Here is a 15,363-nt window from a genome sequence, read left to right as displayed (position 1 = left end):
AAGAGGTGACAGAAAGATGAAAGTGAAAAAAACTAACGCAATGCGCATACTCGATCGCGCTAAAATTGAATATGAAATGCGCACATTTACTGTGGATGACGCACATATAGAAGGTTCCGAAGTGGCAGAACGTATCGGTGCAACAGAAGATCAAGTCTTTAAAACATTAGTATTAACCAACAACAAACGTGAATACTTTGTGTTTGTGATCCCAGTCTCAGGACATTTAGATATGAAAGCAGCAGCTGCGAGTGTGCACGAGAAAAAATTGAATTTAATGCCACTCGATGATTTGAAAAAAGTGACAGGCTATATTCGTGGTGGTTGTTCACCAATTGGCATGAAAACAAAATTCCCAACAGTCATTGATACAGCCGTTAATCATATTGATCAAGTATTTGTGAGCGCAGGGCAACGCGGTGTACAAATGGGCGTGGCACCAAATGACCTAATTCAAGCAGCAGAAGCACATGTTGCTGAAGTAGCAATAACAGAATAGAAAAACGACGTACAAAGTTAGTAGTAGTCCGCTTTGTACGTCGTTTTTTGGATTAACCTAAATCTTTATTCATAGGTTGGTTTTGTATATATTTCTTTTTCAAATTAGCGAAAAAGCTTGCTTTTAAAAGAGCGACAATACCCGCAATTAGAATTAATAGACCAGACCCAAATCCTAAGCCATTAAGCCACACAGCATTCAATACACCGCCAATGACTAAAAGAATACCGAATACTTTAGGATTTTTATGAATTAAATAACTTAAAATTAATGTGGCAACACATAAAAATTGTGCAAAAATCGAAGCAGTTAAAATACTGTTATCAGTGGCATCAACACCAAAAAGTTCTCCTACAGAACCGATAGCACGATTCATCATAAACAGCAAAAACTTGAACATTGCAGCAACAATACCTAAAGTACTACCAATCATTCCTAAAGTTTTTGCTAAACCTAAATCTACAATATCATTTTTTTGAATCATTATGACACTCCATTTCCCAAATAGATTTTACATGTGAAAGCTAAAACGCTATACAGTGATTTCATTAGCTATTCTACATCAATGTTTAATACATTTCAATAGTAAATCAATGAATTAATATATTAATTACGATTACGGTTGCTAATATAATTAGCCAGATCAGTGATAAAAAAACGACATCCAAAGCGAGGCGCACGCATTTGGATGTCATAAATACGGTTTTAAACCATTTCGGTATGTGCTTCAATTGTTTTTAAAACAGTAGCTTTTAAACTGTCGTGTAGTGTATCAATTACTTTAGCATTTCTTACTGTTAAATCAAGAGCTCTTATTTGTACAGTGTCAATAATACCTTCCACATTTTTATTATTTGTTTTTAATATGATATCTGAAGGAAATTTTTTTGGACGATTCGTAATAGGGAAAATCCAACTTAATGGCGTGTTTTTGTTCATTAAATCATTGCTAATGATGAGGCAAGGTCTATATTTATTTTTCTCTCTACCTCTAGATGGATTAAGGTCTACAGTTATAATATCGAATTGTTTTACCATAGTTCACTGCCTCTTGATTCGCCATAATCAATTTCACTTTCTGTATATTTCCCACCATTTTTGTAAAAGTCCTGAATTTCATCTTTAATAGTTTTGTTTTTTTTAGTGAAAAGAAGTGCTTCTTCTTGAATAGTGACATCTAGTTCGTCACCAATGTGAAATCCGGCTTGTTGCATGAGTGTTTTATTTAGGCTAATAGCTTGGCTATTCCCATTTTTAAATATTTTAGATTGAGTAGTCACAATATATCAACTCCTTACAATTATCTATTGTAACAATAAGTAAGTACTTTGTACATACATAATATGCACTTTAAGCTAATTTCTAAATTAGGTGATGACTTGGTATTATATGATTGAAAATGACTGCATGTGTCTTTTTTGTGACCTCATATGACTGAATTTGAATGTAAGTGAGCGGATTTGATTGAAAACTGAAAACGAATACATTATACTAAAAGGGAATTGAGGTGGTTACATGTTAACGGATAAGCGACATGCACTCATTATTGATGTGTTAGCGCAACATAATTTTTTAAGTTTGCAACAGTTAATGGAATATACAGGTAGCAGTGCATCGACGATTCGACGTGATTTAACAAAGCTCCAAGCGGAAGGCTTGCTTACACGGGTCCATGGTGGTGCCAAGTTGGTAGCATTAACGACTGAGCCTGAGTTATCCACGAAGCGCACACAGCATATTGAAGAGAAAGTTGAAATTGCGAAACAAGCAGCAACACTCATTAATGACGGTGATTGTTTGTATTTGGACGCAGGCTCAACAACGTTAGAAATGATTCCGTATATACAGGCGACGGACATTACAGTCGTTACAAATGGTTTGACGCATGTTGAAGCGTTGTTAAAGCAAGGGATTCGCACATACATTGTCGGCGGAGAAATGAAACCGACAACGATGGCAGTCGTTGGAACACGCGCGGTGAACTTTTTAAAAAATTATTGTTTTAATAAAGTGTTCCTTGGCATTAATGGCATTGATGTAGGCACAGGTTTAACAACACCGGACGAGCGTGAAGCATTGATGAAAGAAGTTGCGATACAACAAAGTCAACAAACGTATGTCCTTGCAGATGCTTCTAAGTTTCACCAGACACATTTTGCAACCGTTAAAGCAGTAGAACCACCGATTGTCATTACATCAGAACGCGGGCGCATGCTCGGTAAAGAGATATTAGAAACAGAGAATTTGGAACTATTAGGAGGCTAATTATGATTTATACAGTGACGTTAAATCCATCTATAGACTACGTGATGTTTGTAGACTGTTTTGAAGCGGGCGCATTAAATCGAACATCTGCGACTGCGAAGTTTGCGGGTGGTAAAGGGATTAATGTTTCACGTGTGCTACAAACGTTAAATGTACCATCCACAGCACTCGGCTTTGTTGGAGGGTTTCCAGGACAGTTTGTTGAAGAAACATTGACATCAGCAGGGATTCACACGGCATTTACACGTGTGGATGAAGATACACGTATTAACGTGAAATTGAAAAGTGGTAACGAAACGGAAATTAATGCGACAGGCCCGACGATTACTGACGAAAATATTTCAGCATTATTAAATCAGCTTCGTCAAACAACGTCGGATGATATGGTTGTTATCGCAGGCAGTGTTCCAAGCAGTGTGCCGAATACAATTTACTCAGATATGGCGAAAATCTTGCAAGAAACAGGCGCACAATTTGTCGTAGATGCTGAAAAGTCTTTAGTTGAAGGCATTTTACCGTATGGCCCACGTTTGATTAAGCCGAATAAAGTAGAGCTTGAAGAAATGTTTGATACAAAGATGTCATCTGATGCAGAAGTACTCAAATATGGGCGCAAGTTGTTAGATAAAGGGGCACAAGCAGTCCTTGTATCACTTGGTGGTGACGGTGCCATTTACCTTGATGCCACACAAGCTTATAAAGTGCCTGCACCAAAAGGTCATGTTATTAACACAGTCGGTGCGGGGGACAGCACAGTTGCCGGAATGGTTGCTGGATTAACACAAGGTTTGTCACACTCAGAAACATTAGCATTAGCGATTGCATCAGGTTCTGCGACAGCATTTAATGATGACTTAGCAGAGCGTGAGATGATTGATACATTACTACAAAACATCAGCATTACGGAGTTACATGAGGAGGGATAACATGAGAATTACAGAATTACTAACAAAAGATACTGTCGCAATGGATCTTGAAGCAACATCGAAAGACGCAGCCATTTTAGAGCTTGCACAACAATTGAACCAAGCGGGGAAATTAAATAATTTAGATGACTTTGTCACAGCGATTCATGCGCGTGAAGATCAAAGTTCAACAGGGATTGGTGAAGGGATTGCCATTCCACATGCGAAAGTAGAAGCGGTAGATACACCTGCGATTGCTTTCGGTAAATCAAAAGCAGGTATCGACTATCAAAGTTTAGATATGCAACCGGCACATTTATTCTTTATGATTGCAGCACCCGCATCAGGTGCACAAACACATTTAGACGCACTTGCTAAATTATCAGGTATTTTAATGGATGACAAAGTACGTGAAGCATTATTACACGCAGCGTCACCAGAAGAAGTTTTAGCGATTATTAACAAAGCAGATGACGAAGTGGCAGATGAAGATGAAGTGGTAGCACCAGCTGATTTAGATGCCAACGAACCATACGTGTTAGCGGTAACGGCTTGTCCGACAGGTATCGCACATACGTTTATGGCACGTGACGCTTTGAAAAAACAAGCAGAAGATATGGGTGTTCAAATTAAAGTCGAAACAAACGGTGCAGGTGGTATTAAAAACCATTTGACAGCCGAAGATATCGAGAAAGCAGACGGTATTATCGTAGCGGCAGACGTACATGTTGAAACGAACCGCTTTGACGGTAAAAATGTTGTACAAGTACCTGTTGCAGATGGTATTAAACGTCCAGAAGCACTGATTAATACAGCATTAGATAAAAGTAGAAAGCCTTTCGTTGCTGAAAAAGGTGGCAGCACTTCAGAAAGTAACGATGAAAAGCTAGGCATTGGTAAAACGATTTACAAACATTTAATGAACGGTGTCTCTAACATGTTACCGCTTGTTATTGCCGGTGGTATTTTAATGGCAATTGTGTTTATGTTTGATCCAAATGCTATGGATCCAAAAGACAGTCATTATAACGCTTTTGCAGCATCATTATGGCAAATTGGTAATAAGAGTGCCTTTGCCTTAATCGTGCCAATTTTAGCAGGTTACATTGCGCGTAGTATTGCAGACAAACCAGGCTTCGCAGCAGGTCTTGTCGGTGGTATGTTAGCGGTATCAGGTGGCTCAGGTTTCATTGGTGGTATTATCGCAGGTTTCTTAGCAGGTTACTTAACGCAAGGTATTAAAGCAGCGACTAAGAACTTTCCACAAGTGCTTGAAGGTTTGAAACCAACATTGATTTTCCCAATCTTTTCAGTCACTTTAACTGGTTTAGCAATGGTTTATATTTTCAACACACCAGCAGCATGGTTAAACAACGCTTTAATTTCAGGATTAGATAGTTTATCAGGGACTAACGTTGTGATTCTTGGTATCGTTATCGGTGCAATGATGGCAATTGATATGGGTGGTCCTTTCAACAAAGCAGCGTATGTTTTCAGTACAGCAGCTTTAACTGCAGGAAACCCAGAACCAATTACAGCGGCAATGGTCGGTGGTATGGTGCCACCAATCGCATTAGCCATTGCGATGATTATTTTCGGTAGTAAGTTTACAAAAGCGCAAAAAGGTTCTATCGTTCCAAACTTTATTATGGGTGCAAGCTTTATTACAGAAGGTGCGATCCCATTTGCGGCAGCAGACCCATTACGCGTGATTCCATCAATGATGGTCGGCTCAGGTGTTGCAGGTGGTTTAGCATTATTATTCGGTTCTCATATCCAAGCACCACACGGCGGTATTTTCGTATTCTTCATTGGTAATAGTGTAGGACAAGCGTTCCTTACAATGCTTGCGATTTTAATCGGTGCACTTATCGGTGCCGTAATGTATGGTTTATTGAAGAAAAAACCAACAGATGTTACAACAATTTAATAACTTTTACGAACGAGGCTGTGTCATTATTGACCAGTCTCGTTTTAAAATTTGGAATAGGGGTATGTTGTATGAGTGTCTACAACTTACGCCCTATTTTCAATTGTATCGGGGATTCTTATGTATAATTCTCTAAAAAGTTGTGGTATGATAAAATTATTATTTTTATGTCTGGAGGTAGCTCAATGGGAAGGATTTAGTTTGTTTAGCGTACCAAGAAATAACAGAAAAAAACATGACGACATCACTTTCTATTGAGTGGTGCGAAACTAACGGAGGTGAATCCCTAGTTATTAGGGAACTAATTGGATAGTACGACCATTATTTATTTAATTGTATTTTTTATATTGATTGCATTGACAACGGTCTTTGTAGGTTCGGAGTTTGCATTGGTAAAAGTGCGTGCAACGCGAATTGAACAATTGATTGGCGAAGGGAACGGCAACGCACGTGTTGTCAAAAAGATGATTTCCAACTTGGATTATTATTTATCTGCGTGTCAGCTCGGTATCACGGTGACATCACTTGGATTAGGTTGGTTAGGTGAACCCCTTTTCGAACGTATTTTACATCCAGTGATTGATTTATTGAATGTACCAGATGCACTTGTCACAACGATTTCCATTGTGACGGCGTTTACGATTGTAACGTACATTCATGTGGTGATCGGAGAGTTAGCGCCTAAAACACTCGCAATTCAATATACGGAGCGTATCGCATTATTGTATGCACGCCCACTCTATTATTTTGGCTTTGTGATGAAGCCGTTAATTTGGTTAATGAACGGCTCAGCACGTCTGATTATTCGCATGTTCGGTGTCGATCCTAACGTCAGTAACGAAGCAATGTCAGAAGAAGAGCTTAAGATTATTATGAACAACAGTTATCATGGTGGCGAGATTAACCAAACAGAATTGGCCTATATGCAAAATATCTTTTCATTTGATGAACGCCATGCCAAAGATATTATGGTGCCACGAACACAAATGATTACGTTGAATGAACCGTTCAACGTAGACGATCTTTTAGAAACGGTTAAAGAACATCAATTTACACGTTATCCAATCACTGAAGATGGGGATAAAGACCATATTAAAGGCTTTATTAATGTTAAAGAGTTTTTAACAGAGTATGCGTCTGGGGTACCGATTAAGACGAGTGATTATATTCATGAATTGCCGATGATCTCTGAGACGACACGTATTAGTGATGCACTTGTACGCATGCAGCGTGAACATGTACATATCAGTTTGATTATTGATGAGTACGGTGGGACAGCAGGGATTTTAACAATGGAAGACATTTTGGAAGAAATTGTCGGCGAGATTCGAGATGAATTTGATGATGATGAAGTCAATGATATTGTGCAATTAGACGAAAAAACATATCAAATTAATGGTCGTGTCTTATTAAGCGATCTTGAAGAACAGTTTGATATTGAATTTGAAGACTCGGAAGATATTGATACAATCGGTGGTTGGTTGCAAGCGCAAAACACGAACCTTGAACAAGATGATTTTGTCGATACGGTCTTTGATAGATGGGTGATTTCAGAGATTGAAAACCATCAAATCATTCATGTGATATTGCGCTATGAATATAATGCAGAACGTCCTAAAAATATTGATGAAGATGATTTAGATGAAGACTAATAGGCACTACAAAACACTACTTTTAATTCGAAAGTAGTGTTTTTTTGAAGTAGTAATATATATTTTTATGCAATTTGAAGCGGGACAAGTTATAATGATATATGAAGTGGGTACTCAACAAATAGATGATTAAACAAATAGACAATGTCATAAAATGTATACTGTATTGGTGAGCATATGCTTTTCATTATTCATGGGTAAATCTCATGTGACAACAGTAATAGTGCATAATAGTGTCCCAAAAACGAATTAATATAATTGAAGTAGGTGTACGGATAGTGAAAGTAAGAGTAATTGTGCCTTGTTATAATGAAACGGCTGTGTTGCAACAAACGATTGATAAGTTACAAGAAATATTGGATGTTGATGCACAAAAGCAAGGGTACACATATGATTTGTTATTTGTAGATGATGGGAGTAAAGACACAACAATAGATATTTTACAGCGTGCAGCCGAACAGTCACCAGTTGTTAAATTTTTATCATTTAGTCGTAACTTCGGTAAGGAATCTGCGATGATTGCTGGTTTTGAGCATAGTGTAGATTGTGATGCTGTTGTAATGATTGATGCGGACTTACAACATCCACCTGAGTTAATTCCTGATATGATTAAGGCTTATGATGAAGGCTATGATCAAGTCATTGCGAAGCGTAATCGAGATGGTGAAACAGCAGTGCGTAAATGGATGACGCATTTGTACTACAAAATGATCAATTACTGGGTTGAAGATATTGAATTGATTGATGGTATCGGTGACTTCCGTTTGCTTAGTCAACGTGCAGTACGTTCACTTGTAAGTATGGGCGAATATAATCGTTTTTCTAAAGGCTTATTTGCTTGGATTGGCTATAACACGAAAATAATGAGTTACAATAACGTATTACGTGAAGCTGGAGAATCTAAATGGTCATTTAAGAGTTTATTAAACTATGCGATTGATGGCTTGATTTCTTTTAATAACAAACCGTTACGTATGATGATTTATCTAGGTGTATCAAGTTTTGGCGTGAGTTTACTGTATCTCATCTATTTGTTTATCGATACATTAATTCACGGGATTGCAGTGCCAGGATATTTAACAATGATCGCGGCTGTTTTATTGATGGGTGGTATTCAGTTGATTTCTATCGGTATTATTGGTGAATATATCGGCCGTATTTACTATGAAGTTAAGCAACGACCGAAGTATATTGTCAGTGTAGCGAATGTTGAACCACCGGCACATGAACCAATAGATATTCCTTATGCACATCATGAGCAAGAACTACATGAACAACAGGTTGTAAGAAAATAGAAGTATGTAAAGCCTTATGATGAGATTCCAATGAATTAAATCATAAGGCTTTTTTCGTTGTACAAAAAAACACGCCTATGCGCATTTGCATAGTGCGTGTTTGACAATAAGTCGATTTATTTTTTACCGCGTAATTTACCTAAAATAAGTGAAACGACTGCGACGAAAATAATTGAACCAAGTAATGCTGGGAATACGAATACGCCACCGAATGATGGGCCCCAGTCACCAAAAATCATACCGCCAACCCATGAACCGAGTAAACCTGCGATAATATTACCTAAAATACCACCAGGGATATCTTTTCCTAAAATTGCTCCGGCAGCCCAACCAATGAGACCACCTACTATTAACATGACAATAAAGCCCATTATAATAGCCTCCTCTTTAAACTAATTCAATTTCATAATACAGTTATACCCGCTGTTCAAAATTTTAACCATTTAAATTCAAAAAATTTTTTCGATGAACAATAGCACCCATAAGCCACCGTAAACTAAAACAAATAAATACCAAAACGGTGTGAGTGCGACCATTACGATGAAAGCAATAATAATCAATGATGTGCCGACCCATAATGGCTGCTTAATTTTCAATTTACGATACAGACGTCGATACCAGTCAGAGTCAAAGGTGCTGGAAAATAAAAGGATTGCACCGAATGCAAAAATGGCAGGTGACAAGTATGGGACAGACATGTAATAAGATTGATCCGCTGTTTGATCGACAACAACAAGTGCGATGCTCAACATAATCGTAACAATCCCTGTTAAAAATTTGTAGTTTTTAATTGTAAAAGGCTGATAATGGTAATTCAAGTAATATTGTAAGACTGTCCAAATACAATACATCAGTAAAGTAAAGACTGAAATAAAAGTCAGTTTGCCTAACAACATTAAGTTAATAAAGGCATTCGTGGTAATCGCTAGTAATACACTGCTGAAATGAAGTGATTGAAATTGGTGTCGATACATATCAAAAGCGAGTATAACAACGACGACGATGCTATTTATAATAACAAAAGCGGCCATAGATTTCTCCTAACTATTTGCGTTTCATTTTATTATTATACCAATGTCACAATCGGATAGCATGTAAAATGTGAATATCAATAAGAATATTTTTGTTGTGAGAATATGAGAAAGGGAATGACAATTGTTGTAACAAAAAAAGAAAGCACCAATACAATGGCACTTTCTTTGATACACACTATTGATTCAACCAATCACTAATTTTTTGCGTGATTTCATCGAGTTTTGAATTAACTTTATCTAATTCTTCTTGCATTTTTTCTAAGTTGCCGTTTTGACGTTCATCTTCTGCATCTTGTAAATTGTTGACCGTGTCATCGTATTGATTGGCCACTTTATCGGCTTGTTTACTATTGATGCTATCGCGCAAGTCTTGAATTTGTTGTTTAAGTGCGTCAATTTTACTTTGGGCTTCTGCATCATTAGACGCGATACTATCTTGTGTATCTTTAATTTGCTGCTGCAATTCTGCATCTTTTTGTTGTAAAACGTCTTCCTGTTCTTGCGTCGTCGTTTGTTCGTCTTGGTTCATCGTGTTGTCTGTATCACTTGAACAAGATTTGAACACAAATAGTCCAATGATTAATAAAGCGATAACGAAACCAACGAGTAACCATTTATTTTTACGCTGACTTTTTTGAATTTCTGCATCTTTTTGACGTAAATATTCATAATCACGTGCATGATGTTGGGGATTAGTTTTAATAAGAAGTCCGCCGAAAACATCATATTGCTGTTGGTCTGTTAACGTATGAATATTGAGATCTGTATTAAGTCGATTGTGCTTGTCATAGGCGATAATGGTACCGTCTTCCAGAACTTTTTCAACTCTTGGATATACTTCGGATTGCTGTGTGCGTCGCATTGTATCACTCCTATATATCGGGATTGTGAAAATTTCATGTGTAAGAAGTTGTTTGGTAGGGAGTGGGACATAGTAAAATCGCCTCAACTAAGTATGCCAAAACATATGAATGGCAGTAGAAGCTTAAAGTAAAAGTACGTTCTAGTCACTCTTACCCGGGCGGGACTAAGAAAGCTTTTGACAAAAATGGGCTTTCTGTCTTGCTCCCTTCAACCTCTTATATTTATTTTACACCCCTTTGAGGTTACTCCACAACAATGTGTGCAATTGTGGTAAGACGTGCACACGATTCATTTCAGCATTGGTCATCACTTTATTAATGAGCCATTCATAACGTTCGAGTAGGCGGGCGGTATGATTGTCAACGTCATCTTCCAAATAAGGGTTGCCGACTTGCACGTAGAAAGGAATATTTGGATAACGCTGATGAATTTTTTGTGCGAATGCCAAGTCGTCATCATCAAACACAACGACTTTGAGACTCAGTGCTGTTTGGTTACATTGTGCAATAACGTCATCAAGTTGTGCTAGGTCTTGATTCATACCGGAACTTGGTGGTTTCGGCGAGATCGTTAAGTTGTGAATTTGAGTCATCCATGGTTGAAACTTTGTGCCTTGTGTTTCGAGAGCCAATTGGATGTGTTGCGCTTCACACAAGTTGACAAAAGTTTGCAGGTTTTTGATGAGTGCTGGGTTGCCACCTGAAATGGTGACATGATCAAAACAATCACCACCAATGGTTTTCAGTCGTTGCCAAATATCTTCGGCGGTCAGCATTTCAATGTCGTCACGCATGGAACCGTCCCATGTAAATTTCGAGTCACACCAGCTACAACGAAAGTCACAGCCGGCTGTGCGTACAAACATGGTTTTGCGTCCAATGACTTGGCCTTCACCTTGTATCGTAGGACCAAAAATTTCAAGTACAGGTATTTTGGCAGTCATTTATAGTTGCTCCTTCTTATGTTTTGGTCTGTAAACAACGTAGCTAGACGGTGTTTCTCTTAAGAAGACTTGTAAGCATTTTGGTGCGTGTGGCAAGTCCTTTAAGTGATCAGCTACAATTTCATAAATCGTTTGTGCGACGACTTCAGTCGATGGACTTTTACCTTCAAATAATGGTAGGTCATTGAGTAAATAATGATCGAATTGATCGTGTATCAACGCTTTTAAATGGCTAAAATTAATTAAAAAGCCGGTCTCGTCTAAAGCGTCTCCACCAATTGTAAGGTTGACGAAATACGTGTGACCATGCGTGCGCATACATTTACCTGCTTCTGGTGCCGGAATATAATGGGCTGCTGAAAAGTTAAAGTCTTTGTTTAGTTCAAATGTATAGGGATGATCGACGCTTGGATAAATTTGTTGCATCATAGTGTGTTGGCTCCTTTTTCATTGAGATATTGTTCTAAACCACGTTGACGTAGTTGGCATGCTGGACATGTGCCGCAACCGTCTGCAATCACACCGTTGTAACACGTCAGCGTTTGATAACGAATATAATCTAAGACGCCAAGTTCATCACTAAGTGCCCATGTTTCTTTTTTGTCGAGCCACATTAGCGGTGTATGAATCACAAAGTCACGATCCATCGCTAGGCTCATTGTCACATTCATTGATTTGATAAATTGGTCACGGCAATCTGGGTAGCCAGAAAAGTCCGTCTCACAAACACCTGTAATAATATGTTTTGCATTAATTTGATAGGCAAGTGCGCCAGCAAAAGATAAAAAGAGTAGGTTACGTGCTGGAACAAATGTGTTTGGCACGCCGTCTTTCGTATCAATCTCCATATCTGATGATGTCAGTGCGTTAGGGGAAAGCTGTGATAATAATGACATGTCTAAAATGTGGTGTTTTAACCCTTGATCTTCTGCAATCGCTTTGGCAACTTCAATTTCTTTCGCATGACGTTGACCGTATTCAAAGGTTACAAGTTCTACTTCTTTAAAGTGTTGTTTCGCATAGAACAAACAAGTGGTACTATCTTGACCACCGCTAAAGACAACGAGTGCCTTTTCTTGCTTAAGTGCATTTGACATAGTATGTCGCTCCTTTTAATCGTGAGCGTTCCAAGCGGTTTTTGAAAAGGGGGCGCAACAAAGCTATATGATAGGCATGTTGTATCATGGACAGCTTACGTGCAAAAAAGCATAAAAAAAGTCCGTCCCCATAAACATAGACGGATACCAACAGTCTAGTTTTTTATAGAGGGTTAAATATACGCTAGGAACCTCTGTATCATTGTTTTACGTTGATTAATGTAACGCATCTCGGTTAAGAAATCAACTGTGGCTAACCTATATCAGGTAGAAAAGTGACTTTGACGTAAATGATGTACCATTATGAAAGTGGCTTTTTATTGTTATATAGAATGATATTGAATGAGCTTCATTAAATGTCGCTTATTATGTCGTGTTCATTTTTGTCAATTTGGGAGACATTTGTGATAATAGAGTTAATACAGTATAAATGAGGCAGAGCAAATGATTATAATGATTGATAACAAAGATTCATTTACATACAATATTGTAGATTATTTAAAAACGGAAAGTTCGCAACATGTTGAAGTCATTGATGTGGATGATGTGACTGTTGAAAAACTAGAGGCATATCAGCCTACTGCAATTGTTATTTCTCCGGGACCGGGCGCGCCAGCAGATTATCCGGTATTGCGAGATGTACTGGATCATTTTGAACAGCGCGTGCCAATATTAGGTGTGTGTTTAGGTTTTCAGCTGATTGTGACGTATTATGGTGGCAAGATTGTGCATGCGCCATATCCGGTACACGGGCATACGACACAGATTACCCATAATGGTTCTCAGCTGTTTAAAGGTTTGCCAACATCATTTAATGTGATGCGTTATCATTCGCTTATGGCAGATCCTGCGTCGGTTCACGCACCTTTAGTCGTCACGGCTACGAATACAGACCAGATAATTATGGCAGTTGAACATGCATCTTTACCAATTTATGCTGTGCAGTATCATCCGGAATCTATTTTATCAGAACATGGACATGCGCAAATACGTAACTTTTTAAGTAAGGTAGGAACGTCAAATGGTTGTGAAGTTTAATTATACTTATTATATAGATGAACAAAACACAGAGCAGTATCGCTATACGTTTGATCAACCGCATGTGTCACACGTTGCATATACATTAGCAGAAGTCGGACGTGTTGTGACAGAAGCTGAAAAACTACAATCAGAAGGGTATTATGTTGCGCTATATTTACCTTATGAAGTGGCACCGTATTATAATGCGCAGTTTAAAACATACACGCCTGTTGATGGTATTTATGCGGCATGTTATGCATTTGAATCCCCTGTTGAGATAGAAGAAATAAACACTGTTAAAGCGGCGGAACAAGCGCCTATGCCTGCGTTCAATTTTGCAGAAACGAAAGAAACGATTACAGAAAATGTGCGTACGATTCAACGAGAAATTGTAGATGGTTGGACGTATCAAGTGAATTATACGACACGTCTTGAAGCACGAGCGACAGCGCCTATTCACGTGCTTTATGATGCGTTAACACAGCAAGCAAATGGGAATTATACCGCTTTATTAGAGACAGATGAGTTAAAAGTTGCGTCAATTTCACCGGAGTTATTTTTCCAAGTAGGATCATTCGCTGATGCGGGGCGTACGGTCATGAGTAAACCAATGAAAGGGACCATGCCACGTGGTGTTACACACGCAGAAGATCAAGCAAACTATAAAGCGTTACAACAATCCGCCAAAGATCGTGCTGAAAATATTATGATTGTTGACCTGTTGCGTAACGATATTGCACGTATTGCACGACAAGGCACAGTGCGTGTAGGCCCGTTATGTGCGATTGAAACCTATCCGACGGTTTATCAAATGACGACAATGGTGTTAGGGACAATTACACGTCAGACTACATTGAATGATTTGTTAGGTGCACTGTTTCCGTGTGGTTCGATTACCGGGGCACCGAAAGTTCATACGATGTCGATAATTCATCGTTTAGAACCGACACCACGTCATTGCTATTGTGGCACGATTGGTTTGTTGCGTCCTGAAGGGAATGCGGTATTCAATGTACCAATTCGTACGGTGCAACAATTCGGGGAGCGATTCGTCTATGGTGTCGGTGCGGGCATTACAATTGATTCAGATCCAGAACAAGAATACATTGAGTTTCATGATAAAACGAGAATTTTAAAGGGGTCATAAACATGTATTTATTTGAAACGATGCGATTAGAAAACGGGCATATTCCACGTGAAACATATCATCATAAACGTATCGAACGTTCGGCACACAATTTGGCGATACCTTTTTCAACAATTAAATGGCAACAGTTGATAGATGACATTAAAGTAACGCATGCACAAGGTTGTTATCGTTTGAAGGTTATGTTGTCAGAAGCAGGTGTATTGTCTAGTGAACTTGGGGCTTTAACTGATAAACCACATATGACAGCATGCCTTGTCCAAATGGCTGATGACATACCGCAATGGCAGCGTGTGAATAAAACATCTGAACGTGCGTTTTTGCAACATCATCATCAAACGGATCTTGTACTGTTTACGAATGAACACGGCAAATTGCTAGAATTCGATATTGGTAACTTTGTGATGGAATGGCAAGGTCAGCTATGCACACCACGCTACCAAAATGATTTTTTACGTGGTTGTATGCGCCAAGCATTGCTAGATAATGGTGAAATTGTAGAAGCGGATCTGACGATTGACGCACTTGCCCAAGCGGTTGAGCAGCATGATAAAATATGGATGATTAATAGTTTGCGAGCATGGGTGCCAGTCGTGTTCTCACATATTGACAGATGAGGTTGTGAATAAAAAGTGATGGTAATCATTGTTGAAATAGCACTATTTATCTTTTTGTTATGGTTCGGACGATTTGTCTGTCGCAAGTGTATGAA

18 protein-coding genes are annotated in these 15,363 nt (G+C 38.5%); 9 read left to right on the top strand and 9 right to left on the bottom strand.

The window, feature by feature from the left end; translation table 11 throughout:
* Positions 1–16 precede the first annotated feature (16 nt).
* Positions 17–499 carry a Cys-tRNA(Pro) deacylase gene (gene ybaK / locus TP70_RS01180; RefSeq protein ID WP_044358724.1) on the top strand — a complete coding sequence of 161 codons (483 nt, stop codon included), beginning with the start codon at positions 17–19 and terminating at the stop codon, positions 497–499.
* 52 nt (positions 500–551) lie between these two features.
* On the opposite strand, the gene TP70_RS01175 is transcribed toward ybaK, so the two are convergent.
* The 3 genes from TP70_RS01175 to TP70_RS01165 all read right to left on the bottom strand — a co-directional run bounded on the left by TP70_RS01175 (position 552) and on the right by TP70_RS01165 (position 1,779).
* Positions 552–983, bottom strand: coding sequence for a hypothetical protein (locus TP70_RS01175; RefSeq protein ID WP_052502852.1), 432 nt, complete (start codon positions 981–983; stop codon positions 552–554).
* Positions 984–1,204: 221 nt separating this feature from the next.
* Positions 1,205–1,537 carry a type II toxin-antitoxin system PemK/MazF family toxin gene (locus TP70_RS01170; RefSeq protein ID WP_044358723.1) on the bottom strand — a complete coding sequence of 111 codons (333 nt, stop codon included), beginning with the start codon at positions 1,535–1,537 and terminating at the stop codon, positions 1,205–1,207.
* Positions 1,531–1,779, bottom strand: coding sequence for an AbrB/MazE/SpoVT family DNA-binding domain-containing protein (locus TP70_RS01165; RefSeq protein WP_240626952.1), 249 nt, complete (start codon positions 1,777–1,779; stop codon positions 1,531–1,533). Before TP70_RS01165 ends, TP70_RS01170 begins: the two co-directional genes overlap by 7 nt.
* 235 nt (positions 1,780–2,014) lie before the next feature.
* Here TP70_RS01165 and TP70_RS01160 point away from each other — a divergent pair, with 235 nt between their 5' ends.
* The 5 genes from TP70_RS01160 to TP70_RS01140 all read left to right on the top strand — a co-directional run bounded on the left by TP70_RS01160 (position 2,015) and on the right by TP70_RS01140 (position 8,546).
* Complete coding sequence (locus tag TP70_RS01160) at positions 2,015–2,764, top strand: DeoR/GlpR family DNA-binding transcription regulator (RefSeq protein WP_044358721.1); 750 nt, start codon at positions 2,015–2,017, stop codon at positions 2,762–2,764.
* 2 nt (positions 2,765–2,766) lie between these two features.
* Entirely contained in the window at positions 2,767–3,690 is a 924-nt protein-coding gene (gene pfkB / locus TP70_RS01155; protein WP_044358720.1) for a 1-phosphofructokinase, read from the top strand.
* Position 3,691: 1 nt separating this feature from the next.
* Positions 3,692–5,599: a PTS fructose transporter subunit IIABC gene (locus TP70_RS01150; protein WP_044358719.1), complete on the top strand. Its 1,908-nt coding sequence runs from the start codon at positions 3,692–3,694 to the stop codon at positions 5,597–5,599.
* A 305-nt stretch (positions 5,600–5,904) separates the two neighbouring features.
* Positions 5,905–7,251 carry a hemolysin family protein gene (locus TP70_RS01145; protein ID WP_044358718.1) on the top strand — a complete coding sequence of 449 codons (1,347 nt, stop codon included), beginning with the start codon at positions 5,905–5,907 and terminating at the stop codon, positions 7,249–7,251.
* A gap of 278 nt (positions 7,252–7,529) precedes the next feature.
* Positions 7,530–8,546, top strand: coding sequence for a glycosyltransferase family 2 protein (locus TP70_RS01140; protein WP_044358717.1), 1,017 nt, complete (start codon positions 7,530–7,532; stop codon positions 8,544–8,546).
* A gap of 116 nt (positions 8,547–8,662) precedes the next feature.
* Here the strand turns inward: TP70_RS01140 and TP70_RS01135 are convergent, their stop codons facing one another.
* The 6 genes from TP70_RS01135 to queC form a co-directional block, all read right to left on the bottom strand.
* Positions 8,663–8,920, bottom strand: a complete 258-nt coding sequence (locus tag TP70_RS01135; protein WP_240626954.1) for a GlsB/YeaQ/YmgE family stress response membrane protein — start codon at positions 8,918–8,920, stop codon at positions 8,663–8,665.
* Positions 8,921–8,995: 75 nt separating this feature from the next.
* Complete coding sequence (locus TP70_RS01130) at positions 8,996–9,577, bottom strand: hypothetical protein (RefSeq protein ID WP_044358715.1); 582 nt, start codon at positions 9,575–9,577, stop codon at positions 8,996–8,998.
* Between the two features lie 178 nt (positions 9,578–9,755).
* Entirely contained in the window at positions 9,756–10,442 is a 687-nt protein-coding gene (locus TP70_RS01125) for a hypothetical protein (protein ID WP_044358714.1), read from the bottom strand.
* A gap of 228 nt (positions 10,443–10,670) precedes the next feature.
* On the bottom strand, positions 10,671–11,387 hold the full coding sequence (queE, locus tag TP70_RS01120) for a 7-carboxy-7-deazaguanine synthase QueE (RefSeq protein ID WP_044358713.1): 717 nt from the start codon (positions 11,385–11,387) through the stop codon (positions 10,671–10,673).
* Positions 11,388–11,816: a 6-carboxytetrahydropterin synthase QueD gene (gene queD / locus TP70_RS01115; protein ID WP_044358712.1), complete on the bottom strand. Its 429-nt coding sequence runs from the start codon at positions 11,814–11,816 to the stop codon at positions 11,388–11,390.
* Positions 11,813–12,484, bottom strand: coding sequence for a 7-cyano-7-deazaguanine synthase QueC (queC, locus tag TP70_RS01110; protein ID WP_044358711.1), 672 nt, complete (start codon positions 12,482–12,484; stop codon positions 11,813–11,815). Before queC ends, queD begins: the two co-directional genes overlap by 4 nt.
* 444 nt (positions 12,485–12,928) lie before the next feature.
* Here queC and TP70_RS01105 point away from each other — a divergent pair, with 444 nt between their 5' ends.
* Genes TP70_RS01105 through TP70_RS01095 form a run of 3 tightly spaced genes read left to right on the top strand, consistent with a single transcriptional unit; the run spans position 12,929 to position 15,268 of the window.
* On the top strand, positions 12,929–13,522 hold the full coding sequence (locus TP70_RS01105) for an anthranilate synthase component II (RefSeq protein ID WP_044358710.1): 594 nt from the start codon (positions 12,929–12,931) through the stop codon (positions 13,520–13,522).
* Positions 13,506–14,651 carry an aminodeoxychorismate synthase component I gene (gene pabB, locus TP70_RS01100; RefSeq protein WP_044358709.1) on the top strand — a complete coding sequence of 382 codons (1,146 nt, stop codon included), beginning with the start codon at positions 13,506–13,508 and terminating at the stop codon, positions 14,649–14,651. Before TP70_RS01105 ends, pabB begins: the two co-directional genes overlap by 17 nt.
* A 2-nt stretch (positions 14,652–14,653) precedes the next feature.
* On the top strand, positions 14,654–15,268 hold the full coding sequence (locus tag TP70_RS01095; protein WP_044358708.1) for an aminotransferase class IV: 615 nt from the start codon (positions 14,654–14,656) through the stop codon (positions 15,266–15,268).
* The last annotated feature ends 95 nt before the right edge of the window (positions 15,269–15,363 follow it).

It is taken from the genome of Staphylococcus microti, assembly GCF_000934465.1.
GTDB lineage: Bacteria > Bacillota > Bacilli > Staphylococcales > Staphylococcaceae > Staphylococcus > Staphylococcus microti.
The sequence above is the reverse complement of the archived record's forward strand: the minus strand, read 5'-3'. Positions and strand labels throughout refer to the sequence as shown.

What these genes read in the sequence shown, in the direction of transcription:
- TP70_RS01130 (WP_044358715.1), bottom strand. Translation starts at nt 9,577, where the DNA reads ATGGCCGCTTTTGTTATTATAAATAGCATCGTCGTCGTTGTTATACTC.
- TP70_RS01095 (WP_044358708.1), top strand. Translation starts at nt 14,654, where the DNA reads ATGTATTTATTTGAAACGATGCGATTAGAAAACGGGCATATTCCACGT.
- queC (WP_044358711.1), bottom strand. Translation starts at nt 12,484, where the DNA reads ATGTCAAATGCACTTAAGCAAGAAAAGGCACTCGTTGTCTTTAGCGGT.
- queD (WP_044358712.1), bottom strand. Translation starts at nt 11,816, where the DNA reads ATGATGCAACAAATTTATCCAAGCGTCGATCATCCCTATACATTTGAA.
- pabB (WP_044358709.1), top strand. Translation starts at nt 13,506, where the DNA reads ATGGTTGTGAAGTTTAATTATACTTATTATATAGATGAACAAAACACA.
- TP70_RS01170 (WP_044358723.1), bottom strand. Translation starts at nt 1,537, where the DNA reads ATGGTAAAACAATTCGATATTATAACTGTAGACCTTAATCCATCTAGA.
- TP70_RS01175 (WP_052502852.1), bottom strand. Translation starts at nt 983, where the DNA reads ATGATTCAAAAAAATGATATTGTAGATTTAGGTTTAGCAAAAACTTTA.
- pfkB (WP_044358720.1), top strand. Translation starts at nt 2,767, where the DNA reads ATGATTTATACAGTGACGTTAAATCCATCTATAGACTACGTGATGTTT.
- TP70_RS01105 (WP_044358710.1), top strand. Translation starts at nt 12,929, where the DNA reads ATGATTATAATGATTGATAACAAAGATTCATTTACATACAATATTGTA.
- TP70_RS01150 (WP_044358719.1), top strand. Translation starts at nt 3,692, where the DNA reads ATGAGAATTACAGAATTACTAACAAAAGATACTGTCGCAATGGATCTT.
- queE (WP_044358713.1), bottom strand. Translation starts at nt 11,387, where the DNA reads ATGACTGCCAAAATACCTGTACTTGAAATTTTTGGTCCTACGATACAA.
- TP70_RS01125 (WP_044358714.1), bottom strand. Translation starts at nt 10,442, where the DNA reads ATGCGACGCACACAGCAATCCGAAGTATATCCAAGAGTTGAAAAAGTT.
- ybaK (WP_044358724.1), top strand. Translation starts at nt 17, where the DNA reads ATGAAAGTGAAAAAAACTAACGCAATGCGCATACTCGATCGCGCTAAA.
- TP70_RS01160 (WP_044358721.1), top strand. Translation starts at nt 2,015, where the DNA reads ATGTTAACGGATAAGCGACATGCACTCATTATTGATGTGTTAGCGCAA.